Consider the following 22,495-nt stretch of genomic DNA (forward strand, 5'->3'; position numbering starts at 1 on the left):
GTCCGGCTGCAATGAGCCGGCCGCTTAACTACGTGCGCAGACTCTGACGCACCAGGTACTTCTGCACTTTGCCGCTGGCGGTCCGCGGGAAGTCGTCGACCTGCCGCAACTCCTCGGGCCACTTCTGGGTCGCGACGCCGCACGCGGCGAAGTGCGCGCGCACGTCGTCGAGCGAGGGCATCGCGTGCCCCTCACGCACCCGCAGCACCGCCGCGGTGTGCTCCCCCAGGCGCGGGTCCGGCGCCGCGACCACCACGGCCTCGGCCACCGCCGGCATCCCCAGCAGCACCTCTTCGACCTCCAGAGCACTGATGTTCTCGCCGCCGCGGATGATCACGTCGGCCTTCCGGTCGGTGATGGTCAGGTAGCCGTCCTCGTCGAGCACGCCGACGTCACCCGTGGAGTACCAGCCGTCGTCGTCGAACGCGTTGCGCGTCAACTCGGCGTCGGTGTATCCCAGGCAGAGGTCCGGACCCCGGCTGAAGATCTCCCCGTCCGGGCCGATCCGGATCTCCACGCCGGGTCGGGCGTTTCCGTCGGTGAACAGGCGCTTCTCGACCGGAGCGGTGGGCCGCGATCCGGTGATCGACGGGTGCTCTGTGCTGCCGTAGGAGCGGAACACGAACATGCCGAGGTCGTGCAAGCGCTGGGTGACCGCCGAGGGCACCGTGGATCCGCCGAGGCCGACGGTGCTGAAGTGGCGCAGGTGCTCCGGACGGCAGTTCGGGTGGTCGAGCAGGCTGGTGACGAAGTAGGGCGGGCCGCCGCCGATCGACAGCCCGTCGCTCTCGATCAGCTCGAGCACCCGGCCGGGATCCCACACGTCACACAGATCGATCGGGGCGCCTTCGAGCACCGGGATCAGGAAGGCGCCGAGCATCCCGATGAAGTGCCCGACGGGGGTGGCCGTCAGCTGCCGCCCGCGATCCGGCGGGTAGTTCGCCAGTAGCTGGCGCGTCTCGCAAACCAGTGTCTGGTGACTGTGCACCACGCCCTTGGGGTCACGGGTGGTGCCCGACGTGAAGGCGATCAGCGCAGGCGATGCAGGATCGGCGGCCACCGTCCCCGCCATCGGGGTCTCGGCGAGCAGATCCTCGAACCGGTGTTCATGGCCACCTGACCCGACGTCGTCAGCACTGACCAGCCCGACGATCGGGATGTCGGCGCAGAGGTCGGGAAGGTAGCGCATCCGCCCGAACTCACGCGTGGTGACGAAGGCGCGCGGCGCCGCCGAGCCCAGGATGTGCGTCAGCTCTTTACGGCCGTAAAAGTGCACCACCGGCACGATCACAGCGCCGAGGAACGCCGAGGCCCAGAACGTGACGGCGGCCTCACGCCAGTTCGGCAGTTGCAGCGCCACCACATCGCCGGCGCCCACCCCGCGGGCCTGCAGCCCCGCGGCGAGCCGGCGCGCGTCATGCTCGACATCGGCGAACGTGCCGCGGTAGGGGCGGACGTCGGAGTGGACGCAGAAGCCGGTATCCGGGTGGTCCTTCAGCCCTCTGGCGAGCAGGTCGCCGAGCGTCTCGCGGGTCCACCACCCTTCCTGCTCATACCGCTCGACCAGCTCCGCAGGAATTGTCCGCATATCGCGCGCGCCTGTCCTCCCATAGCAGGTGAATGCCCCCGTGATGCTATTCTCCGCAAACGAGAATGCCAATACCGCAGATGGAGAATCATTGATGGTCGACCTCGAGATCGAAGACGGTTTGGCGATCATCACCATCGACCGACCGCACGCGCGTAACGCGATCTCACTGGAGACGATGGAGCACCTCGACCGGGCGCTCGACGGCGCCCAGGGTGCCGCCGCGCTGGCCCTGACCGGCACCGGGGACCGGGCCTTCGTCTCCGGCGGCGACCTCAAGGAGCTCAGTGCGCTGCGCACGGTCGAGCAGGCATCGGCGATGTCGTTCCAGATGCGGTCGATCTGCGACCGCGTAGCCCGCTTTCCCGGCCCGACCGTGGCCGCGTTGAACGGGCACGCTCTCGGCGGCGGCGCCGAGTTCGCGGTCGCCGCGGACATCCGACTGGCCGCCGACGACATCAAGATCGGCTTCAACCAGGTGGCGCTGGCGATCATGCCGGCGTGGGGCGGCGCGGAACGCCTGGCCGAGCTCGTCGGATACAGCAGAGCGCTCCTCCTGGCCGGGACGGGGCGGATCCTCTCGGCGACCGACGCCGAGCGCATCGGACTGGTCGACCAGGTCATCCCCCGCGCGTCGTTCGACGAACAGTGGCGGCTGATCGCCCGCACCCTGGCAACCGTTCCGGCGGGCCAGGTCAAGCGGGTGCTGAGAGGTGTCCCGACCACCGAGGCGGTCAAGGCATTCGCTGACCTGTGGGTCGCTGACGAGCACTGGACCGCGGCGGACAAGGTGATGAAGCGCGGCTGACTCCGGCCGTCGTGACACCCTTTGCGCCACTGATTCTCTCTAGACGAGAACCGCATTTCCGGTTATCGTCACGTGCGTGTCGACCTCGCAGCGGGCGCTGGCGCCCGAGATCTCCACCTGGCCAGACGACAACCCGCAGCTGATCGGAAGCAGGTGCGCGAGTTGTGGCGCAACCACGTTTCCGGTACAGCAGCGCTGCCCGAAGTGCAGCGGCGGCGACATGTCAGAGGTGCGGTTGCCGCGGCGCGGCACGATCGTGGCCTGGACGACGCAGGGTTTCCCGCCGGGCCCGCCCTACCTGGGCCCGACCGGCAAGGACTTCGTCCCGTTCGGCGTCGGACTCGTGGAACTGCGCGACGGCGATGAGCCGGTGATCCGGGTGGAGGGTCGACTCACCGAGAACGATCCCGCCAAACTGCAGTTCGGCCAGGAGGTCGAGCTGACCATGGTGCCGTTCACCAAGGGCGACGACGGCGCCGAGATCGTCACCTTCGCCTTTGCCCCGGTCGGCAACTGAGGAGACTGACAGATGAGCAACTCCACCAACGACGTCGCGATCATCGGCGTCGGCCTGCACCCGTTCGGCCGCTTCGACAAGACCGCGATGGAGATGGGCGCCGACGCGATCCAGGCGGCCCTGACCGATGCGGGGCTGAACTGGAAGGACATCCAGTTCGGGTTCGGCGGAAGCTATGAGGTGTCCAACCCCGACGCGGTGACCCGGCTGGTCGGACTGACCGGCATCACCTTCACCAACGTCTTCAATGCGTGCGCGACCTCGGCGTCGGCGATTCAGCAGACCGCCGACACCATTCGGCTGGGCAAGTACGACATCGGCATCGCCATCGGGCTCGACAAGCACCCCCGCGGCGCGTTCACCGACGATCCGGCCAAACTCGCGCTGCCGCAGTGGTATGCCAACAACGGCCAGTTCGTCACCACCAAATTCTTCGGGATGAAAGCCAACCACTACATCCACAAGCACAACATCTCCGAGGAGACGCTGGCGCGGGTGGCCAACAAGAATTTCCGCAACGGCGTGCTGAACCCGAATGCGTTCCGGCGCAAGGAGATTTCCGTTGAGGAGATCATGGCCTCGCCGGTGTTGAACTATCCGTTGCGCCAGTACATGTTCTGCGCCCCCGACGAAGGTGCGGCCGCGGTGATCATGTGCCGCGCCGACATCGCGCACAAGTACACCGACAAGCCGGTCTACGTGCGCGCCAGCGAGATTCGGACCAGGACCTACGGCGCCTATGAGGTGCATGCGACCTCGGCTCCACTCGACGAGGATCCGTCACCGACGGTCTACGCGGCCAAGGCCGCCTATGAGGCCGCCGGTATCGGTCCCGAGGATGTCGACATCGCGCAGCTGCAGGACACCGACGCCGGCGCCGAGGTCATCCACATGGCAGAGACAGGTCTGTGCGCCGACGGCGAGCAGGAGAAGCTGCTGGCCGACGGCGCCACCGAGATCGGCGGCAGCATGCCGGTCAACACCGACGGCGGGTTGATCGCCAATGGGGAACCGATCGGCGCATCGGGTCTGCGGCAGATGCACGAATTGGTGCGGCAGTTGCGCGGAGAGGCCGGCGAACGGCAAGTACCGGGCTCGCCGCGGGTCGGGCTGGCCCAGGTGTACGGTGCGCCCGGCACCGCGTCAGCGACGATCCTGTCGCTATAACGCCTCTGCACCGCGCCACTGGGCCGACGCTACGGGCTGCCGTGCGACGCCGCGGCTTCCTTGGCGAAGGCGGCGACCTCCGGCAACGGGTCGCCCTCGAGGCGGCGCAGCCACTCCTCGCAGAACGCGAAGGTCTCCGCATGCCCGGTGTCGATTCCCAGCGCCTTCTCCATGACGATCGCCTGCGACACCGCGGTCGCGAAGATCGTCCACACCACGGGCGGCACCTCACCGGCTTCGGCCCGGTGCCGGTCCAACGCCTCCGCGATCGCCTGGTTCTGCGCCTGCCGGAATCGCTCGGCGTAGTACACGATCTCGGCGCGCAACGCTTTGCGATGGTTGGCCAGACCCATGAATTCCATGGTCAGGCGGGTGGCTTCGGGCGCGGTGCTGAACCGCCACAGCGCCCACAACGGTTGCGGCGACTGCAGCGCAGTGGTCAGCACCGCCAACCCCTCTTCGGCCCGCCGCCGGAACACCGCCAGGAACAGATCTTCCATCGTGCGGAAGTAGTAGTGCACCAGCTGCGGTTTGAGATGGGCGCGGTCGGCGACCCGCCGAGACGTCACCGCCGCGTAGCCCTCCTCGAGGAGCAGTTGCTCGGCGGCGTCGAGCAGCACCACCCGATTCTTCGCGTCGGGAGCCCCGATTCGTCGCGACGATTTCATTCCCACCTCCCCTCCCGGAGTCATGCTCACCTCCCATCCTCCGCCGGTAGCGTCCCAGACCGTCAGCACCGGTGAGCGCCCGACATGCCTACTGATCTTGACCCTAGCTCTCCGACCATGCTAAGCAAGTGCTCAGCATTCGCGAAATATCACGCCGATTCCCCTGACACCCCTTCATCGGCACGAGCCCGCAGCCCGGGAGGCAAGAACCATGAGCAACTTCGACACGGTCGACTACTTCACCGATCCCTCCCTGGTGCCGGATCCCCACCCGTACTTCGACCACCTGCGCAGCAAGTGCCCCGTGGTCCAAGAACCCCACTACGGGGTGCTGGCGGTGACCGGTTACGACGAGGCGGCCACGGTCCTCAAGGACACCGACACGTTCTCGTCGTGCATCGCGGTCGCCGGCCCGTTCCCGCCACTGCCCTTCACACCCGAAGGCGACGACATCACCGACCAGATCACCGCACACCGGCCCCAGATGCCGATGTTCGAGCACATGGTCACCATGGACCCGCCCGACCACACCAACGCCCGCTCACTGCTCAACCGCCTCCTGACGCCCAGCCGGCTCAAGGAGAACGAGGACTTCATGTGGCGGCTGGCCGACGAAGTGCTCGACGACATCCTCGGCGACGGACCGGTGGGCCGCACCGAGTTCCTCAGCGCGTACGCAAAGCCCTTCTCGCTGTTGGTGATCGCCGACCTGCTCGGTGTTCCGGAGGCCGACCACGAGGAGTTCCGCACCGTCCTGGGCGCACCGCGGCCCGGCGCCAACGTCGGCTCGCTGGATCACACCGACCTCGTCTCGACCAACCCGCTGGAGTGGCTCGACGACAAGTTCAGCGCCTACATCGAGGACCGCCGCGAGAATCCGCGCGACGACGTGCTGACCGCACTGGCGACGTCGAAGTACCCCGACGGGTCGACCCCGCCGGTCATCGAGGTGGTGCGCTCGGCGACGTTCCTGTTCGCCGCCGGCCAGGAGACCACCACCAAGCTGCTGTCGGCGTCGCTGCGGGTGCTCGGCGACCATCCCGACATCCAAGAGACCCTGCGCCGCGACCGTAGCCGGATCCCGGTGTTCATCGAGGAGGCGCTGCGGATGGACGCGCCGGTCAAGAGCCAGTTCCGGCTGGCCAAGAAGCCGACGAAGGTCGGTGATGTCGACGTCCCGGCCGGCACCACGCTGATGGTGTGCCCGGGCGCGGTCAACCGCGACCCGAGTCGCTTCGACCACCCGCACGAATTCGATCTGAATCGCAAGAACGTGCGCGAGCACATCGCCTTCGGACGCGGAGTGCACTCGTGCCCCGGCGGGCCGCTGGCCCGCGTCGAGGGACGGGTGTCGATCGAGCGGATTCTGGACCGGATGGGCGACATCGCCATCGACGAGGAGTTGCACGGTCCGCCCGGGGATCGCCGCTACACCTACGAACCGACGTTCATCCTGCGCGGCCTGACCGAACTGAATATCACTTTCGCCCCAATTCGTTGAGTACGTAAGCCGATTCGCTTCCCTCGTCCGATGTCGCGTTCTATCATTCGACGATGGTGTTGAGCAAAACGCTGACGGTGGCTGCTGCCGGTGTGGCCGGCATGTGCGCGGCGACCACGGTGTTCGCCGCCGGGGTCGCCGAGGCACAGCCTCCGCTGCGCCATATCAAGTACACCGTGGGCGCCAGCCAGGACATCGCCAACGCCGAGATCTACTACCGCGAGGTCGACCCGCCGAACTGGGCCGAGTACAGCCACAATCCGTACCGGTTCAGCCCCAACGTCGAAGCGAATCTCGGCCCAGGCAAAACGTGGGTGTTCGACACCATGCTCGCCGACCCGGACCAGTGGGCCATGGTCGTCGTCGGATTGCCTGCCCAGACCTCGCCACCGCTGAACGAGCCGGGCTTCGTGTGCGAATTGCGCGTTGACGATGTCGTGGTCTCCACCGATGCCGGCACCAAAGGGGCACTCTGCTCGATCCGCCCATGGTGATCGTCGGTTCGCGCTGAACTCCTACAACGGCGGCTCGTTGATGCTGGCCGATGCGTCACCGCGGGCCCAGAACGAGCGATTGTCCTTGGCGATGCACGTGAGAAAGAGGCCGTCCGGCGACTGCGCCACCTCGCCGTCGAGCGCTGGGCACAGGCCACCCTCGTTCTTCACCCCGTGCATTTCCGGAGACCGGAACCACCGCGGCTCATAGCGCCGCGGAGAGCCGCAGAACACCAGCCGTCCCCAATTCGTCACACCGAACACGTAATACGTCGTGTTCGCGCAGTAGGAGCCCAACACGACGTTCGACTGGATTCCGGGTGTGCAATTGGGGTAGTTGCACTCTGCGCCGGGCGGCGGTGGGGGCGGCTGCGCGGAGACCGGCGGCGCAGCCATCAGCCATGCCGGAACCGTCAGGGCCGCGAGTCCCGCGAAAACAGAGCGCACTCGGTCATCTTCACATATGCCGGTAACCAAATTCTCCCTTTTGGAGAGCATTGCCCAAGGCACCGTTAGGCTTTGATTATGGATACTGTACGCGCAATCGGAGTCCTGGCCGCCACAGCAACAGTGGTGGCGAGTCTGGTCGGGGCGCCCGCGGCGCACGGTGAGGACTGGGGAGTGGACATCAGCGGTACCTGGAGCGTGTACTCCGACGGTGAATGGGCGAAGACCAACGAGGTGTTCATCGACCAGCGGTCGGTCCAGCAGACCTGGACCGTCGACGTCAACTGCGTCAGCCCTATCGAGTGCAGCGGAACGGTCAAGAGCAGTCTCGGGTGGACGGGTCAGGCCAGACTCGAGGATTACTGGTTCATCGAGCATGAAGTGCCGAACTGGATGCCCTGCCCAGACGGCACGTTTGCTACCGGATATCAGAAATTCCTCATGTGGGGGTGGGATTCGACCATCGAACGGCGGATCACCCGGTTCATGTCCACCATGGCCGGTCGTAATGTCACTCTGAGCGACAGTGGCGCGTGCGGCGTGAACAATCCGAAGGTGATCGAACTGCCGGTGTGGGCCGAGAAACTGGCCTGACCCGCACCGGCGGTCAAGTCACTTAGGCAGTAGATCCTTCCACGACGTCGGCGCCGAGCCCGACGTCACGTCTGTGATCTGCTGCAGAGAACCGTCCGGTGCCACGTAGTTCCCGGTGTTCGGGTCGTACGACGCGCTGGCAACGGACGGCCCTTCGGACGCGGCACCACCGAAAGCACTCGGCGCCACCGGTGTCGCCCCGGCAGCCGGCTCGACGGGCGCGGGAGGCGCCGCCGGCGCCCCCGGCGCCGGTGGGCCGACCGGGAACGGTGGCGTACCGGGTGGAGACACCGGCGGGGTGCCCATCCGCTGGGCGCCCGGTGGCAGCGGAGTGCCTTCCAGCGGCGCGTGAATACGGTCCTCCCCCTCGACCGTATCGTCGATCGGGACGCCCTGCTTGACCAGGTTGGGGTCGAAAGGGTGCGGGCCGAGTATGTGCTGCCGGATGGCTAGCGGCACGAATCCGCGGGGATCGTTGCACAGCTCGACGGTGGGAGCGCGCTTGCCCGGATGGGCCATGCAAGGGTAGTTGCGGGCACCACGGACGTTGAGTGGAGAGTCCTGCGGCAGCTTGCAATACAGGCCGTCCGGGGTGTCGACCACCGTCTCGTCTTCGGGGTTGCGCCACTGCGACGGCGGCAGGAAGCCGACCGTGCACGGGTTGGGATCGCTGATGGTTAGCGCGAAGTCACCCAGCGGCAGGCCAGATGGGACATTCTGGGGCAACCCAAAAGACTGCTGCGCGGCGATGATACTGGGGAACAGCACCAACAGTTGCTCGATAGACGGGTTATAGGTGAGCAGAACCTGACCTACCGTGGTGAGATTCGCCAGCAGAATCGGGAGTGTCGGCTTTACCTGCTCCAACAGCGAGCTGACTTCCTGCGCGAAGCCGGGGCCCTGCTGCAGGATGGCGCGAACCTGTGGATCATTCTGCACCACCTGCGCGGTCACTCCGCTGAGACTGCGGGCCCATGTCCTGATCGCCTGCGTGGTCTCCGCCTGTGAATCCAGCAGTGGCTTGACGTCGTCGACGAGAGCGCGCGCCTGGTCGGACACCCCGCTGACCTCGTCACTGACCTTAGCGGCCGAGTCGAGCAACGAACCGAACTCCGGACCTGCGCCGTTGAAGGCCTCGTAGGTCTCGTCGAGTAATTCGGGAATCCGATCCTTGGGCAGGCTGCCGACCATAGCGCTGAGCTGGTCGAGCATCGGGCCGACCTCTTGCGGAATCGTGGTCCTCTGCATCGGGATTCGCGACCCGTTCTCCAGGTACGGCCCGGAATCGGTGTTGGGCCGCAGATCCACGTACTGCTCGCCAACCGCCGACACGCTGCGCACCTCGGCCTGCAGATCCGCGGGCACCTTCGGTGAGGTATCCAAGGACAGCGTGGCCTCCGCCCCGTTCTCCGTCAGCGCAACCGATGTCACCTTGCCGATCTGCACACCGCGGTAGGTCACATTACTGAAGCGGTAGAGACCACCGGAAGCCGGCAGCTCCAGCTTGACCGTCAACCGGCCAATCCCCACCAGGGTCGGGACCTGCATGTAGGCGAAGACCATCACCGCGACACCGACGATCGACGCGATCGCGAAAATGATCAGTTGATTCCTGACGAAACGGGTCAGCATCAGCCACCACCTCCGGGTGCCGGAGCGGCAGGTACCGCCGACTCAGCCGCACCCTGGGCTCCGAAGGGCCCCGCGAAGATCTGCTCCCCGGTGATCGGCGCCGACTGCGGCAGCCACGGTGTAGCCGGCGGCGGGGGCGTCACCGGCAGAGTCGGCTCCGTCATCGATGGTAGTGGCGGCGTCACCCCACCTACGGGTGGTGTCGGCGGCAAAGCCTCGTCCGGCGGTGGAGCCACCCCGAGCCTGAGCGGGTCGTAGGAGTAGTTCAGATAGTACGGATCCCCAGGTGCCGGAATCAATTTCGCCTCCTCGTCGCCCCACCGTGTCCCGAGCAGGAGCGTCTTCTTCAACCGTGGGTACGTAAGGTCGAATGTGGCATAGAGATTGATGTAGTCGCCTCGGGTGACGCGATCAGCGAAGGTCGGACCGTACGGGAATGCCGTAGCCCACAGCACCGCGAGGTTGAGGTCGGGTCCGATGTCGGCCAGTGCTCCAAGGATCGGCCCGAGATTGTCCAGATTCTTGACCAGATCGTCGCCGGCGTCGTTGACGAGACCCTCGGCGGTGTCGCTGAACTCGCCGAGCTTCTGCAGGGCGGTAGTGAAATTCGGACGTTGTTCGATCAGGACGTCGATGGCCGGCGGAATCTCCTTAAGCGCGCGGTCGATGACGTCGCGCTGGTCGGCGAAGGTGCCGGCGGCACGACGCAGCTGCTGCATCGACGCGACGATGTTGCCCCGCTGCTCCTCGAGTACTCCGACGAAATTGTCCAGGCGCGTCAGCAGCTCCCGGATCTCGTTCTCGCGGCCTGAGATTCCGGTGCTCATGCTGTGGATGATGTCACCGACCTGGCCCAGCCCACCGCCGTTGGCGACCGTCGACAGCGACGCTAACGTCCGCTCGGTGGTCGGGTAGACCGACGACGCGTTGAGCGGCAAGGTCGCACCGGGCTGCAGCCGGCCGTTGGGCTCCTCGCCCAGTGGCGGGTTCAGCGCCAGGTGCATGGAGCCTAATAGACTCGTCTGGCCGATGGTGGCCACCGCATTAGCCGGAACCACCACACCTGGTTTCACCGAGATCTCGATGTTGGCGTGCCAGTCGTCCACCGTCATCGTGCCGACGCTGCCGACGACGACGTCGTCGATCATCACCGGCGAGTTGGACTCCAGTGTGGCCACGTTGGGCACCTGCACGGTGTAGGTCTGCGCGTCCGGTCCGCGTCCTGGCGCGCCTGGAAGCGGCAGCGAGTTCAGGCCTTGGAAGGCGCAACCCGTCATCGACAACGCCACACTGACACCGACAACTCCGAATCGCTTCACTCTGGGGATGCTCTGTCGCTTCGCTCCGAAGATCATGCCGGCGGAGTCCCTTCTGCGGGCAGCAGCGGCGTATTCGGCGCCACCGGGGGAGGGGGGTTGCCAGGCGCCGGCGTCGGGGGCAGCAGCAGCCCATCGACAGTCTGCTGCTGGGGCGCCACATTGGACAGGATGTTGGGGGGCCCCGGAATCGGTGCGCCGGGGTACAGAGCCGGGGACGGCGTCGCAGGCGCGTCGTTGTCGGGCATGTACAGCCCCGGTGGGCCGGGCGGTGCGTTCCACCCCGGAGGCGGCGGGATGTCGCCGGCTCCGGTGTAGGCCGACACCGTCGGTCGCGGCTCTGGCGGATCACCAGGTCCGCTGCCACCGGGCGCCAGCTTCGGATCGGTGTAGATCAACCGGTGCGGGCTGACCGCCGGCCGCAGGTACGCGTTGATCGGGAACGGCAGGTTCGTAAAGTTCACCAGCCGCAGTGCCGGTCCCAAGTACTGCGCGCACAGCTTCGCGGTCTCGGGCGCGGTCGTATTGGCGACCCCACCGATCAGACCACAGATGAACCACACCGGGTTAGAGAAGTTGGAGACAGAGAACGCCCCAGTCACCGACCCGCCATTGGGATAATAGATGTTGTTGAAGTTGCCGATCGCGTTGGGCATGATGTGTAGTACGTTTTCGAAAGCCAGTCTATTGTCGACGAGGATCTGAGTCAGGCTGGCCAGTCGCTGCACCTGTTCGGCGGTCTGATCCCTACTGCCGGCAACGAAACGCTGGACATCACCGAGGGCCAGCGACAACTCCGTCAGCGCGGAGTCCAGATCGGCCCTGCTGTCATTGATTACGCTGGTCAGGCTCGCCAGGCGATTCTCGAACAGCACGATTTGCTGCTTGCTGTCGCGCAGCGCTGTGACGAACACCTGCAAGTTGGTGATGATGTCGGCGATGTTGCCGCTGCCCTCGGCGAAGATCCGCGCCGCACCGGACAGCTGGCGAAGGGTTTCGCGCAGCTTCTCGCCGTTGCCGCCCATCGCGTTGGCGGCGCTGTCGACAAACCGAGAGATGGAGGTGTCGTCACCAACGGACTGGGGGCCCAATTCCTTTGCCAGGCGCGTCAACTGCTTCTTGACCTCGTCCCATTCGACGGGCACCGCGGTGCGATCGATGGGAATGACCCCCCCGTCGCCCATGGTCGGTCCGTCACCCTCCCGGTAGGCCGGGGTGAGCTGGACGTAACGCGCGGCCACCAGATTCTGCGCGACGATCACGGCCCGGGCTTCGGCGGGGAGCTCCACCCCGCGGTCGACCTTGAGGATCATCTTCGTCTGGGTGCCCTCGGGCTCGATCTGGTCGATCGAGCCGACCTTGACACCCGAGATTCGCACTTCGTCACCGGGGTAGATTGCCGTCGCCGTAGGGAAGTACGCCGTGATCGTTTGGGGCCCGAAGAACACCTGACGGACCAGGAACGCGGCACCGGCGACCAGCAGCAGGGCCAGCATGATTGCCGTGCCGGCTACGAGCGGCTTACGGGTTGCCATCATTGGGGAGATCTCCTGGCTGCGGAATGCCGTTGACGGGGAAGGGCAGTTCGGCCCTCGGACCGGCGTTGTCCGGTGGCTGACCGGCATCGACCCCGCGGCGGAATCCAAACGCGTAATCGAGGAACGGCTCGAGAAGCTGGGCAGGTGAAATGTTCGGCACCAGCGCGTTGTAATACGCGCCGTTGGAGACGATCTCGCCTTGGGTCAGGTAGTACTTAGCCGCGCCAGGCAGCATTTTGGCCAGATTGTCGCGGTTCTTTTCCAGCACGGCGACCACGGTGTTGAGCCGTTCCAGCGCCGGGGCCAGCTCTGCTTCGTTGTCGCCGACCACGCCACGCAGTTCCTGCGACACCGCGGCGATGTTGGCCAGCAGGCTGGTGATCGCGTACCGACGGTCGTTGAGCACGGCGAGCAGATCGTTGGCGTTGAGGATCAACCGATTGACCTGCGCACTGCGCTCGGAGAAGATGCCAGTCACATCACCGGCGGTGCGCAGCAATTCGGCCAGGCTCTCGTTACGGCTGTTTAACGACTGCGACAGCCGAGAGAGCCCGTCGAAGGTCGGGCCGAGTTGAGGGGCGACCTGATCGAGCGTCTCGGCCAGTGTGTCCAGCGACCGGTTCAACGAGTCGGTGTCGGTGGCCGCGGTGTTGGTGGTCAACTCACCGACCGCGTCGGTCAGGGAATACGGCGACGACGTCCGCGAGGTCGGGATGACCTGTTGCGAATCGAGGGTTCCGCTGCCGTCGGACTCCAACGCGAGCACCCGCTCACCAAGCAGGGTTCCGGTTCGGATGTGAGCGGTGGTGTCGGACCCCAAGGCGTACTTGCCGTCGATGGTGAAGCCGACCAGCGCATCGCCGTTGTTGAGTCCGATCGACGAGACCGAGCCGACCTTGATGCCGGAAACCGTCACATCGTTGCCGACCGACAGGCCACCGGCCTCGGTGAACAGCGCCTGGTACCGGATCGCGGTGGCCCACTGTAACAGGCGTTCGGGCTGCAGGCCGACCGCGATGACCAGGATCATCAACACGACGCCAATGAATCCCGCTCGGGCGAGTTGAGAACCGCGATACTTGAGCATTTACTCGTCCACGCACCTTCCTGTCTCTTGCTTGATCCAGGGGAAGACCACGGTGCGCCCCTCGAGATCGCTGGCGCGGAAGGTGATACCGCAGATGTAGTACGGGAACCAGGCGCCGTAGGATCCGACTCGGGCCAGCTTGCGGTAGATCTCCGGCAGCCGCTGCAGCGTGGCGTCGAGGCGGTCCAGATCATTGGTCACCAGCGGGGCGAGCCGGTTGAGTTCGTCAACGGTACCGGCCAGCGGCGCGCGGCCCCGGCTCAGCAGGTCGGCCATCGACGCGGTTCCGTTGTCCAGGGCCTCGATCGCCGTGCCGATCGGGTCGCGATCCGCGGCCAGCCCGCTCACCAACTGCTCGAACCGGTCGATCGCGCCGGAGAACTCCTCACCGTCCTCACTGAGGGTGTCCAGCACGGTGCGCAGGTCCTCGATCACCCCTTCGATGACCTCGTTGTTGTCCGCCAGCGTGGTGGTGAACGACGACGTCTTGGAGAACAGCGATTCCAGCGTGCCACCTTGGCCCTGCAGGATCTGAACCAGCGATGAGGTCAGGGCGTTGACGTCTTCGGGGTTGAGTCCTTGGATCACCGGCTTGAGCCCGCCCAGCAGCAGGTCCAGATCCAACGCCGGCGCGGTGCGCGTTTGCGGGATCTGGCCGCCCGCAGGCACGATCTGGGTCGAGTCGGGGGTGTCGACCAGTTCGAGATAGCGGTCCCCCACCAGGTTGAGGTAGCGGATCACCGCCTTGGTGCCGGTGGTCAGCACCGTGTCGCGGTCGGCGTCGAATTTGACCAGCACCGACCGATCGGGCTGCAGCGAGACCTCCTTGACGGTGCCGACGCGGATCCCGGCGATACGGACCGTGTCGCCGGTCTGCAAGCGGGAGGCATCCGAGAACACCGCCGAGTACTCGTTGGTGGCTCCGGTTCTCGAGTCACTGAAGACGAAGAACAGGAACGCGGTCAACACCACCATGACCAAGCCGAAGATGCCGAACTTGATAAGGGTTCCGATGGAGCGGGTCATCCTGGCATTCCGATCTGCGCACTGTTGCGAGGCGGTCCGTCGAGCGGCCCGAACAGCCAGTTCTTCAGGCCCTCGGAGTTGAGCAGGATGCCGGCGTTACCGTACTGGGCAGGGTTCGAACCGATATCACCAATGATCAGAGGTGGTACGTATTCGGACTGCAATTCCGGCAAGCCGAGCTCGGCGCAGTAGTCACGGCCACCACTGGTCGCGGCCACCTTCGGGAGGTCACGCGGATAACGATAGCGCTCCACGCCCAACGTCAGCCCAGAATTCACCACGATGCCGGAGAACTGTGGCGCCGACTTGGCGAATGGTATCAGTCCCCCGATACCACACCAGATGGACTTGCGGTACAGACGGAGCAAGTCGGTGCTGGGTACGAGCACGTCAAGGACATCGGTCAGTGCCTGGCGATTGCCGCCCATGACCTCGTTGCCGATGTCCGCCAGTCCGATCGCACTGATCAGGAACGCGTCCAGGTTGGCCTGCTCCTCGACGATCGAGTTGCTCAGTGTCATGGCGCTCTGCACTGTCGACATCAGGTCGGGGCCCGCATCGGCGTAGGCCTCCAGGACCGGCACCGACACCTCGATGTCGTGGGCCAGGTTCGGCAGGCTCGGCTCCAGTTTGGCCAGCAATGCGTTGAAGTCACTCATCGTCTGCCCGAACTTCTCACCGCGTCCGCTGAAGGCCTGCGAGATCGCGCCGAGAGTTTGGTTCAGCTTGGTCGGCTCGATGGCGTCGAGCACGTTGAACAGGCGCTGGAAGACGGTGTTGATCTCGACGGTCACGTGCTGCCCCTGCAGTACCTGTCCTCGCTGCAGCGGTTGCGCGGCCGGGTCCGGCGGGGGTTCGAGCTGCACGAATTTGGCACCGAACACCGTCGTCGACGCGATGTCGACGTTGACGTTGCGCGGAATCAGGTGCATCTGGGACGGGTCCATGTCCAGGCGCAGTTCAGCCTTGCCGTCGGGCCGGTAGGAGATCGAGTTGACGGTACCGACCTGCACCCCGCGCATCTTGACGTCCGCATCCGGGTTCATCACAAGGCCGGCGCGGTCGGAGATCACCGTCACCGAAACCGTTTCGGCGAACTTCCCGGCGAACAGTCCGATCGAGACCGCCAGGATCGCGACCAGGGCCACCACCAGTGCGAGCCCCGCCAGCGGGCGAACATAGCTGTTGTTCAACTCGACTCCCCTAGCCCGACAGGTTGAAGTTGCCGTTGGAGCCGTAGATCGACAGTGACACCAGCAGGGTCACTGAGACCACGACCACCAGAGAGGTGCGGACCGCGTTGCCGACCGCCGCCCCCACACCGGACGGCCCGCCGGAGGCGAAATAGCCGAAGTAGGTGTGCACCAACAAGATCGCGATCGCCATCAGAATAGCCTGCAAAAATGACCACAACAGATCGATCGGATTCAAAAACGTGTCGAAATAGTGGTTGTAGAGGCCGCCGGACTGACCGAACAACACCACCGTGGTGAACTGCGAGGCCAAGAACGACAGGATCACCGCGATCGAGTACAAGGGCGTGATCGCCACCATGCCGGCCACGATCCGCGTCGAGACCAGATACTCCACCGGCCGGATCCCCATCGACTCCAGCGCGTCGATCTCCTCGTTGATCCGCATCGCCCCCAGCTGCGCAGTGACTCCGGCCCCGAAGGTCGCCGCCAACCCGATGCCAGCCACCACCGGCGCGGCGATGCGCACGTTGATGAACGCCGCCAAAAAGCCGGTCAGCGCCTCGATCCCGATATCTCCCAGCGACGAATAGCCCTGGATCGCCAACGTCCCACCCGCAGCCAGGGTCAGGAACCCGACGATCACCACGGTGCCGCCGATCATCGCCAACGTGCCCGCACCCATCGAGATCTCGGCGATCAACCGGATGATCTCCTTACGGAAATGCACCGCTGCATGCGGAGTGCCAGCCAACGCCCGCCCGTAGAACAACGTGTGATCACCGATACGCGACAACCAATCCACCGGACGGATGACGTTTTTCACCAGCCGCGGAAACCGCGTTAAAATCACCGTAGTACCCATTGTCGACCCGCTAGCCCGTCGTCATCCGGATACCGATCGCGGTCACCACCACATTGATCACGAACAACGCCATGAACGCATACACCACCGTCTCGTTGACCGCGTTGCCCACCGCCTTGGCCCCACCCCCGGTAATCGTCAACCCCCGATAACACGCCACCAGCCCCGCGATCAGCCCGAACAACGCGGCCTTGACACACGAGATGATCACCTCAGGCACCCCGGTCAACAGCGTGATCCCCGCGGCGAACGCCCCCGGATTGACGTCCTGGACGAACACCGAGAAGAAGTAACCGCCCAGGATGCCGATGATCACCACCAGACTGTTCAACAGCAGGGCGACCAGGCCGGCTGCCAGCATCCGCGGAGTCACCAAACGCTGCACCGGGTTGATGCCCAGCACCTCCATCGCGTCGATCTCCTCACGGATCGTGCGCGACCCCAGATCAGCACACATCGCCGTGGCCCCTGCACCGGCCACGATCAACACCGTCACCAACGGACCCACCTGCGTCACCGCACCGAAAGCCGCCCCCGCCCCCGACAAATCGGCCGCGCCCAACTCCCGCAACAAAATGTTCAACGTAAACGACACCAACACCGTGAACGGAATCGCCACCAACAACGTCGGCGCCATCGCCACCCGCGCCACAAACCAACACTGCTCCAAAAACTCCCGCCACTGAAACGGCCGCACAAACACAAACCGCACCGCATCCAACGCCATCGAGAAGAAGCCACCAACAGCCTGCATCGCACCCGAGAGTCCGTTCGGCAACGCGATGCCAGTCGACCAACGCTCTGCCCCTTTACCCGCCATCAGCCAGGTCCTCCTGGTCCTTCGAGGATCGTCACTGCTGACACCGCCGTCGGGCCGCCGATAGTGTGCGCGAGTCCGATCCTCGCACCGTCGACCTGATTGGCGGCCTCCCCTCGCAACTGTTGAACCAACTCGACGCACTGTGCCACACCGGTGGCGCCCGGCGGGTGACCTTTGGACTTCAAACCGCCGCTGGGATTCACGGGTAGTGCGCCACCGACGGTCGTCACCTCCGACTCGAGGAGCTTATAGGCCCCCAACCGTTCGGCGAATCCGAGGTCTTCGTAGCTCATCAGCTCGATACCGGTGAGGAAGTCGTAGACCTCGGCGACATCGACATCGGCCGGTGTCAGCTCGGCCATCGCGTACGCTTGCTTGGCCGCGCGCACCGTCGCCGGGAAGCTGACCATATCCGGCTTGTGCTGGTGCATCACCGAGTCCAGCCCGAGCCCGACACCGCGGATCCACACCGGGCGGTCGGTGAACCGGTCGACGACGTCCTCGGCCGCGATGACGACGGCCGCAGCACCGTCACTCTGCGGTGCACAGTCGTACAAGCGGAACGGGGTCACCACCGTCGGTGCGTTCAGGGCCTGCTCCATCGTGATCTCAAAGCGCAGCCGCGCCTTCGGGTTGTTGACGCCGTGCCGGTGGTTCTTCACCGCCACCATGGCTAAGTGTTCTTCAGTTGCCAGAGATTCGTAGAGATATCGGCGAACATGCAGAGCGAATCCAGCCGGGGCCACCAAGCCCAGCGGGTAGTCCCAGGCCATGTCGCGCACCATGGCCTCCCATTCCCACAGCATTCCGGCCGACGTGGTGTCCCGTAGCTTGTCCGCGCCGATCACCAGGGCGACGTCGCACGCCCCCGAACCGACCGCGAACAACGCGTTGCGGATGGCATCGTGTCCGGTCGCGCAGGAGTTCTCCACCCGGCTCACCGGCAACTCGACCAGGCCGAGGGTGTCGGCCAGGATTCCCGACGGGAAGCCGTCGGCGGTGCCCATCGCGCCGATCCAGGCGGCCTGCAGATCCGTTTTTGCCAGGCCCTTGTCGACCGTCCCGGCACACGCCGAATAAGCCATCGGGATCAGATCCTTGATGCCGAGCGCGAAATGCTCGCCGAACGGCGTCATCCCCGCGCCGACGATCGCGGCCCGCCTCACGCCGCGCTCGTTTCCGGCTCGAACGCGTAACCGTAGTCCGGGACGCCCGAGCGCACCGCGATCCGACGGAGCGCGAGCCGCCCACGGTCGCCGATGTCGACCGTTCCTGGCGGCACTCCGGTCACCTTGACCAGCGCGCGCACCGCGACGTCATTGAGCTCGACGATGACCAGAGAGTACGGCGTCCGCAGACCTGGCACGGGCAGGTGCACCGTGGTCTCGGTGTACACCGTCCCGGTGCGCGGCAGCGCCACCAGCTCGTAGTCGGTGGACAACGTGCCGTCTGCGTTCACCCGGAAGCGGGGCGGGAAGTCCAGCTCGTCGGAGCCGATGAAACGCCCGGCTTCCCAACGGACCTTAGCCTCGAACGCGCGCTCGTAGGCCGCCAGCGAGATCGGGATGTCTCCGTCGGCGACGAGTTTCCCCTGGGGCACCGGACGCGGTTCGGGCTCGCGGCGCTGGATCTGCGCCACTCCGCCGGTCACGGTGAGCCCGGACAGGATCGCCTGTTCCACCGCGACCAGCGGACCCGACACCCCACGCTCGGCCAGACCGGCCAGGGCGAACAGGCTGGCACTCGCACCCGAGGTCGGCAACGTCGGCGGATCACCGAGGCACAGCTCGGTGGCGCGCTGGTGCTCGACGCCGGCGATCGCGACCGGAGTGTCCAGCCAGGCCGCAGCCAGCGACGCGATCAGGCCCCGCTCGTGCAGCAGCCGGGGATCGCCGTAATCGTGGATGTCACCGGTGGCGTCGCGGGTGCGGACCGGCAGGCTGCGCGCGACCCGCGCCGCGGTGCGCACCTGCAGGCCGCGTTCGGCCGTCACGATCGCCGCTGCACCGGCCGGCTGCAGGTCGGCCCCGATGATCAACGTCCGCGGACGCGCCGAACTGACCGCGTCGACGGTGGCGGGAGCGCCGCCGAGCCTTTCGTCGACCTCCAGTTCGGGATCCAGCCCGAGACCGGCGAGCAGTACTGCCGCATTGCTGCTCTCCAGCAGCGGCATGTCGCGGCTGACCAGTACCACCCGCTCCACCGCGACGCCGCCGGTCAGGGCCGCCCGCCCGGCCTCCACGGCCATCGTGACGACGTCTTCGTCGTCACCGGCCACCCGGTGCAGAGGCGAACCCCAGCACGGCAGGTAGGTGCCGATGGACGTGACGAAGGGCATACAGGTCTCTCCCAGCGAGGTGTGGTGGTCGAGTCAGGTGACGGCGCCGGCCGTCTTCAGCTCGATGATGCGGTCCCAGTCGAGGCCGATTTCGACCAGGATGTCGTCGGTCTGTTCGGCGAAACCGGGGGCAGGCCCCGACGTGGGCGCGGAGACATCGAACTGGACCGGGTTGGCCACCAGCTCGAGTTCGCCCGCCTGCACCAGGTATTCGTTTGCGCGCACCTGCGCGTCCGCCGCGGCTTGCAGGGTGTCCTGCACAGGGGCCCACGGCCCCGCCAGGGTGGCGAACCGCTCGCTCCACTCGGCCAGCGGACGTTTGCCCATCGCCTCCGTGAGGATCTCGGCGGCTTCGGCGGTGTGCTCGGCGAACGATTCCGCCGAGGCGAACCGCGGGTCGTCGACCAGATTGTCGAGCTCCATGTGTCTGCACACGTCGGCCCAGAATTTGGTGGGCTGCATCATCACGAAGGAGATGTAGCGGTCGTCAGCGGTCGGATACAAGCCGACCAGCGGATTGATCGGTGATCCGTGCACGCCCGGCGGGAAGGCTTCCATCCGCTCGTTGAGGTGGTTGGTCAGCGCGACGGTGTGCCCCAACGCCCACAGACCACTGCCCAGCAGCGACACATCGACGATCGACGGCTCACCGGTGCGCTCCCGCTTCAGCAGCGCCGCGGTGATGCCGCCGGCGAGGTTGGTGCCCGAGATCGTGTCCCCATAGGCGGGCCCCGGGGGACCGACCATGCCGGGCGTGCCCGGCGGTGTGATGGTGGCGGCCGTACCGGCCCGGCACCAGAATGCGGTCATGTCGTAGCCGCCCTTGACCGACTCCTCGCCGCGCGGTCCCAGCGCGCTGCCGCGCGCGTAGATGATCGTCGGGTTGACCGCGCGGATGTCGTCGACGTCGATGCCGAACTTCCGGCGATGGCCGGGCAGGAAGCTGGTCAGGAACACGTCGGCGCGGCGGGCCAGTTCGAGCAGGACCTCCCTGCCCTCGGGCACCGACATGTCCAGCCCGATACTGCGCTTGAGACGATTGGCATGTTCGATGTTCGGGTTGGGGTCGCCCTCGACCCGCAGCAACCCGGTCTGACGTAGGCCCCGCTGCGGGTCACCCGTCACGGCATGCTCGACCTTGACGACGTCGGCTCCCCATTCGGCCAACACGGCGCCGGCCGACGGGACGAAGCCGTACATGGCGACCTCGAGGACGCGTATCCCCTCCAATGGCTTGGACATCACTGCACCACCGTCGCGAACGTCTTGGACTCCAGGAACTCCTCGAGACCGGCCCGGCCCATCTCACGCCCGATTCCTGATTGCTTGAACCCGCCGAACGGGCTGTCCGGGCTGAAGTAGTTGCCCCCGTTGATGGAGAACGTCCCGGTGCGAATCCTGCGCGCGATGGCCAGCGCCCTGTCCTGGCTTCCGAATACCGCGCCCGAGAGCCCGTAGATGGAGTTGTTGGCGATGCGCACCGCGTCGTCGTCGTCCTCGTAGTCGATGACGGCGAGCACCGGCCCGAACACTTCCTCCTGGGCGATCTCGCTGTCCGGATCGACGTCGGCCAGCAGCGTGGGCGTGTAGAAGAAGCCCGGGTCGACTTTCTGGCCGCCGGTGACCAGGGTCGCGCCGGCCGCCACCGCGCGCTGCACCATGCCGTCGACCTTGTCGCGTTGCTTCTCGCTGATCAACGGACCCATGTAGGTCTTCGGGTCTGCCGGATCTCCCAGACGGACCATCGCGAAGTTGTTCTTGATCAGCTCGACGATCTCGTCTCGATGCTTCCGGGGTACGAGCAGGCGCGAGGTCAGCGCGCAACCCTGCCCGGCGTGGGTGACCATGCTGAACGCCGAGAACAGCGCCGCGGTGCCGAAGTCGGCATCTTCGAGCACGATCGCGGCCGACTTGCCACCGAGTTCGAGGAACACCTTCTTCAGGGTCTCGCTGGCCGCAGCCATGATGGCCCGTCCGGTCGGGGTGGAGCCGGTGAAGGTCACCATGTCGACATCGGGGCTGGTGGTCAGCGCGGCACCGACGGCCGGGTCGGCACCGGAGAGCACGTTGACCACACCGGCCGGGATGTCGGTGTGCTCGGCGATCAGCTCACCGAGGGCGAGGGTGATCAGCGGGGTGTCGGGTGCCGACTTCAGAACAACGGTGCATCCCGCCGCCAGCGCCGGGGCCAGCTTGGCCAGGGCCAGCTGGTTCGGGTAGTTGTAGGCGATGATCGCTGCCACCACCCCGGCGGCCTCTTTCTCGACCCACCGGTGATGCTGCATTCCGCGGCTTTCCATGGTGCCGAGGTCCTCGGTCATCGGATAGGTCTGCAGCAGGTCGGCGTAGTACCGCACGATGTCGATCGGTTGGTCGAGCTGGGCTCCTTGGCACAGCGCCTCGGTCGCGCCGACCTCGGCGATGGTCAGCGCGGCCAGCTCGTCGCGGTGGGCGCGCACTGCGGCGTGCAGCTGCTGCAGGCACCGGACCCGCAGATCGACGTTCGTGGACCAGTCGGTGGTGTCGAACGCCCGCCGGGCGGCGGCCACCGCGGCCGCGGCGTGTCCCTCGGTGGCGTCCGGGGCGTACCCGAGCAGCCGGCCGCTCGCGGGATTGAGCGACGGAAACGTCCGGTCTGTCTCGACCAGTTCACCGCCGATCAGCAGCCGGCGTGCGGCGCGGGCGCCGAGGCCTTCGCCTCGTCCTTCGGTGGCCGGGATCGTGGCTGCTTCCGACATTTTCCTCCTCGCAGAGTCACCTCGACATCTGCATTGATCTGGGTTTATGTGATGGAAACTGCATTCTCATCCCCGGCGAATCATACATTCGCCTGATGAGAACTCAAGGAAATGGCGAGAACCGCTTCTGCCAGCGAAAAACGGTGCGACAATCGTCG

At 66.0% G+C, this 22,495-nt stretch carries 21 protein-coding genes; 6 read left to right on the forward strand and 15 right to left on the reverse strand.

The genetic code is table 11. The features are described 5' to 3' along the window. Positions 1 to 28: 28 nt before the first annotated feature. A complete protein-coding gene (locus ACAG25_RS02320; protein WP_370486656.1) occupies positions 29 to 1,588 on the reverse strand; it encodes an AMP-binding protein in 1,560 nt (519 codons plus the stop codon). 94 nt (positions 1,589 to 1,682) lie between these two features. Between ACAG25_RS02320 and ACAG25_RS02325 the strand changes: the two genes are divergently transcribed. From ACAG25_RS02325 to ACAG25_RS02335, 3 genes are all read left to right on the forward strand, one after another. Continuing rightward, positions 1,683 to 2,396 carry an enoyl-CoA hydratase/isomerase family protein gene (locus ACAG25_RS02325; protein ID WP_370486657.1) on the forward strand — a complete coding sequence of 238 codons (714 nt, stop codon included), beginning with the start codon at positions 1,683 to 1,685 and terminating at the stop codon, positions 2,394 to 2,396. Between the two features lie 64 nt (positions 2,397 to 2,460). Continuing rightward, positions 2,461 to 2,913, forward strand: coding sequence for a Zn-ribbon domain-containing OB-fold protein (locus tag ACAG25_RS02330; RefSeq protein WP_098003361.1), 453 nt, complete (start codon positions 2,461 to 2,463; stop codon positions 2,911 to 2,913). Positions 2,914 to 2,925: 12 nt separating this feature from the next. Further along, positions 2,926 to 4,080 carry a thiolase family protein gene (locus tag ACAG25_RS02335; RefSeq protein ID WP_098003360.1) on the forward strand — a complete coding sequence of 385 codons (1,155 nt, stop codon included), beginning with the start codon at positions 2,926 to 2,928 and terminating at the stop codon, positions 4,078 to 4,080. Between the two features lie 29 nt (positions 4,081 to 4,109). Here the strand turns inward: ACAG25_RS02335 and ACAG25_RS02340 are convergent, their stop codons facing one another. Then, positions 4,110 to 4,748 carry a TetR/AcrR family transcriptional regulator gene (locus tag ACAG25_RS02340; protein WP_370486851.1) on the reverse strand — a complete coding sequence of 213 codons (639 nt, stop codon included), beginning with the start codon at positions 4,746 to 4,748 and terminating at the stop codon, positions 4,110 to 4,112. Between the two features lie 211 nt (positions 4,749 to 4,959). On the opposite strand from ACAG25_RS02340, the gene ACAG25_RS02345 reads away from it, so the two are divergent. Continuing rightward, complete coding sequence (locus tag ACAG25_RS02345) at positions 4,960 to 6,249, forward strand: cytochrome P450 (RefSeq protein WP_370486658.1); 1,290 nt, start codon at positions 4,960 to 4,962, stop codon at positions 6,247 to 6,249. Between the two features lie 53 nt (positions 6,250 to 6,302). After that, entirely contained in the window at positions 6,303 to 6,743 is a 441-nt protein-coding gene (locus ACAG25_RS02350; protein ID WP_370486659.1) for a hypothetical protein, read from the forward strand. Between the two features lie 21 nt (positions 6,744 to 6,764). Here the strand turns inward: ACAG25_RS02350 and ACAG25_RS02355 are convergent, their stop codons facing one another. Next, a complete protein-coding gene (locus tag ACAG25_RS02355) occupies positions 6,765 to 7,190 on the reverse strand; it encodes a hypothetical protein (protein ID WP_370486660.1) in 426 nt (141 codons plus the stop codon). A 78-nt stretch (positions 7,191 to 7,268) separates the two neighbouring features. Here ACAG25_RS02355 and ACAG25_RS02360 point away from each other — a divergent pair, with 78 nt between their 5' ends. Further along, on the forward strand, positions 7,269 to 7,784 hold the full coding sequence (locus tag ACAG25_RS02360; protein WP_370486661.1) for a hypothetical protein: 516 nt from the start codon (positions 7,269 to 7,271) through the stop codon (positions 7,782 to 7,784). An 18-nt stretch (positions 7,785 to 7,802) separates the two neighbouring features. On the opposite strand, the gene ACAG25_RS02365 is transcribed toward ACAG25_RS02360, so the two are convergent. From ACAG25_RS02365 to ACAG25_RS02420, 12 genes are read right to left on the reverse strand one after another with little or no spacing between them, the layout of a single operon-like run. Then, a complete protein-coding gene (locus ACAG25_RS02365; RefSeq protein WP_370486662.1) occupies positions 7,803 to 9,416 on the reverse strand; it encodes an MCE family protein in 1,614 nt (537 codons plus the stop codon). After that, positions 9,416 to 10,771, reverse strand: a complete 1,356-nt coding sequence (locus tag ACAG25_RS02370) for an MCE family protein (protein ID WP_370486663.1) — start codon at positions 10,769 to 10,771, stop codon at positions 9,416 to 9,418. Before ACAG25_RS02370 ends, ACAG25_RS02365 begins: the two co-directional genes overlap by 1 nt. After that, the gene (locus ACAG25_RS02375; RefSeq protein WP_370486852.1) at positions 10,768 to 12,270 is read right to left on the reverse strand and encodes an MCE family protein; all 1,503 of its coding nucleotides are present in this window, start codon (positions 12,268 to 12,270) and stop codon (positions 10,768 to 10,770) included. Before ACAG25_RS02375 ends, ACAG25_RS02370 begins: the two co-directional genes overlap by 4 nt. Continuing rightward, a complete protein-coding gene (locus ACAG25_RS02380; RefSeq protein ID WP_370486664.1) occupies positions 12,254 to 13,357 on the reverse strand; it encodes an MCE family protein in 1,104 nt (367 codons plus the stop codon). The genes ACAG25_RS02375 and ACAG25_RS02380 overlap by 17 nt, the downstream gene beginning before the upstream one ends. Further along, positions 13,358 to 14,383, reverse strand: a complete 1,026-nt coding sequence (locus ACAG25_RS02385; protein ID WP_370486665.1) for an MCE family protein — start codon at positions 14,381 to 14,383, stop codon at positions 13,358 to 13,360. Further along, entirely contained in the window at positions 14,380 to 15,576 is a 1,197-nt protein-coding gene (locus ACAG25_RS02390; RefSeq protein ID WP_370486666.1) for an MCE family protein, read from the reverse strand. Before ACAG25_RS02390 ends, ACAG25_RS02385 begins: the two co-directional genes overlap by 4 nt. 10 nt (positions 15,577 to 15,586) lie before the next feature. Further along, complete coding sequence (locus ACAG25_RS02395; RefSeq protein ID WP_370486667.1) at positions 15,587 to 16,441, reverse strand: MlaE family ABC transporter permease; 855 nt, start codon at positions 16,439 to 16,441, stop codon at positions 15,587 to 15,589. A gap of 10 nt (positions 16,442 to 16,451) precedes the next feature. Continuing rightward, a complete protein-coding gene (locus ACAG25_RS02400) occupies positions 16,452 to 17,261 on the reverse strand; it encodes an MlaE family ABC transporter permease (protein ID WP_370486668.1) in 810 nt (269 codons plus the stop codon). Further along, the gene (locus ACAG25_RS02405) at positions 17,261 to 18,427 is read right to left on the reverse strand and encodes a beta-ketoacyl synthase N-terminal-like domain-containing protein (protein ID WP_370486669.1); all 1,167 of its coding nucleotides are present in this window, start codon (positions 18,425 to 18,427) and stop codon (positions 17,261 to 17,263) included. Before ACAG25_RS02405 ends, ACAG25_RS02400 begins: the two co-directional genes overlap by 1 nt. Then, positions 18,424 to 19,599, reverse strand: a complete 1,176-nt coding sequence (locus tag ACAG25_RS02410; protein WP_370486670.1) for an OB-fold domain-containing protein — start codon at positions 19,597 to 19,599, stop codon at positions 18,424 to 18,426. The genes ACAG25_RS02405 and ACAG25_RS02410 overlap by 4 nt, the downstream gene beginning before the upstream one ends. 33 nt (positions 19,600 to 19,632) lie before the next feature. Continuing rightward, positions 19,633 to 20,841 (reverse strand): CaiB/BaiF CoA transferase family protein, encoded by a 1,209-nt coding sequence (locus tag ACAG25_RS02415; protein WP_370486671.1) that lies wholly within the window; start codon positions 20,839 to 20,841, stop codon positions 19,633 to 19,635. Next, positions 20,841 to 22,337: an aldehyde dehydrogenase family protein gene (locus ACAG25_RS02420; protein WP_370486672.1), complete on the reverse strand. Its 1,497-nt coding sequence runs from the start codon at positions 22,335 to 22,337 to the stop codon at positions 20,841 to 20,843. Before ACAG25_RS02420 ends, ACAG25_RS02415 begins: the two co-directional genes overlap by 1 nt. Positions 22,338 to 22,495 lie beyond the last annotated feature (158 nt).

The organism is Mycobacterium sp. pV006 (genome assembly GCF_041287115.1).
Taxonomy (GTDB): Bacteria; Actinomycetota; Actinomycetes; order Mycobacteriales; family Mycobacteriaceae; genus Mycobacterium.

Coding starts and splice junctions, on each gene's coding strand:
- ACAG25_RS02350 (WP_370486659.1), top strand. CDS start 6,303: ATGGTGTTGAGCAAAACGCTGACGGTGGCTGCTGCCGGTGTGGCCGGC.
- ACAG25_RS02335 (WP_098003360.1), top strand. CDS start 2,926: ATGAGCAACTCCACCAACGACGTCGCGATCATCGGCGTCGGCCTGCAC.
- ACAG25_RS02410 (WP_370486670.1), bottom strand. CDS start 19,599: ATGCCCTTCGTCACGTCCATCGGCACCTACCTGCCGTGCTGGGGTTCG.
- ACAG25_RS02375 (WP_370486852.1), bottom strand. CDS start 12,270: ATGATGGCAACCCGTAAGCCGCTCGTAGCCGGCACGGCAATCATGCTG.
- ACAG25_RS02345 (WP_370486658.1), top strand. CDS start 4,960: ATGAGCAACTTCGACACGGTCGACTACTTCACCGATCCCTCCCTGGTG.
- ACAG25_RS02380 (WP_370486664.1), bottom strand. CDS start 13,357: ATGCTCAAGTATCGCGGTTCTCAACTCGCCCGAGCGGGATTCATTGGC.
- ACAG25_RS02400 (WP_370486668.1), bottom strand. CDS start 17,261: ATGGCGGGTAAAGGGGCAGAGCGTTGGTCGACTGGCATCGCGTTGCCG.
- ACAG25_RS02395 (WP_370486667.1), bottom strand. CDS start 16,441: ATGGGTACTACGGTGATTTTAACGCGGTTTCCGCGGCTGGTGAAAAAC.
- ACAG25_RS02415 (WP_370486671.1), bottom strand. CDS start 20,841: ATGTCCAAGCCATTGGAGGGGATACGCGTCCTCGAGGTCGCCATGTAC.
- ACAG25_RS02370 (WP_370486663.1), bottom strand. CDS start 10,771: ATGATCTTCGGAGCGAAGCGACAGAGCATCCCCAGAGTGAAGCGATTC.
- ACAG25_RS02420 (WP_370486672.1), bottom strand. CDS start 22,337: ATGTCGGAAGCAGCCACGATCCCGGCCACCGAAGGACGAGGCGAAGGC.
- ACAG25_RS02340 (WP_370486851.1), bottom strand. CDS start 4,748: ATGAAATCGTCGCGACGAATCGGGGCTCCCGACGCGAAGAATCGGGTG.
- ACAG25_RS02325 (WP_370486657.1), top strand. CDS start 1,683: ATGGTCGACCTCGAGATCGAAGACGGTTTGGCGATCATCACCATCGAC.
- ACAG25_RS02320 (WP_370486656.1), bottom strand. CDS start 1,588: ATGCGGACAATTCCTGCGGAGCTGGTCGAGCGGTATGAGCAGGAAGGG.
- ACAG25_RS02360 (WP_370486661.1), top strand. CDS start 7,269: ATGGATACTGTACGCGCAATCGGAGTCCTGGCCGCCACAGCAACAGTG.
- ACAG25_RS02365 (WP_370486662.1), bottom strand. CDS start 9,416: ATGCTGACCCGTTTCGTCAGGAATCAACTGATCATTTTCGCGATCGCG.
- ACAG25_RS02385 (WP_370486665.1), bottom strand. CDS start 14,383: ATGACCCGCTCCATCGGAACCCTTATCAAGTTCGGCATCTTCGGCTTG.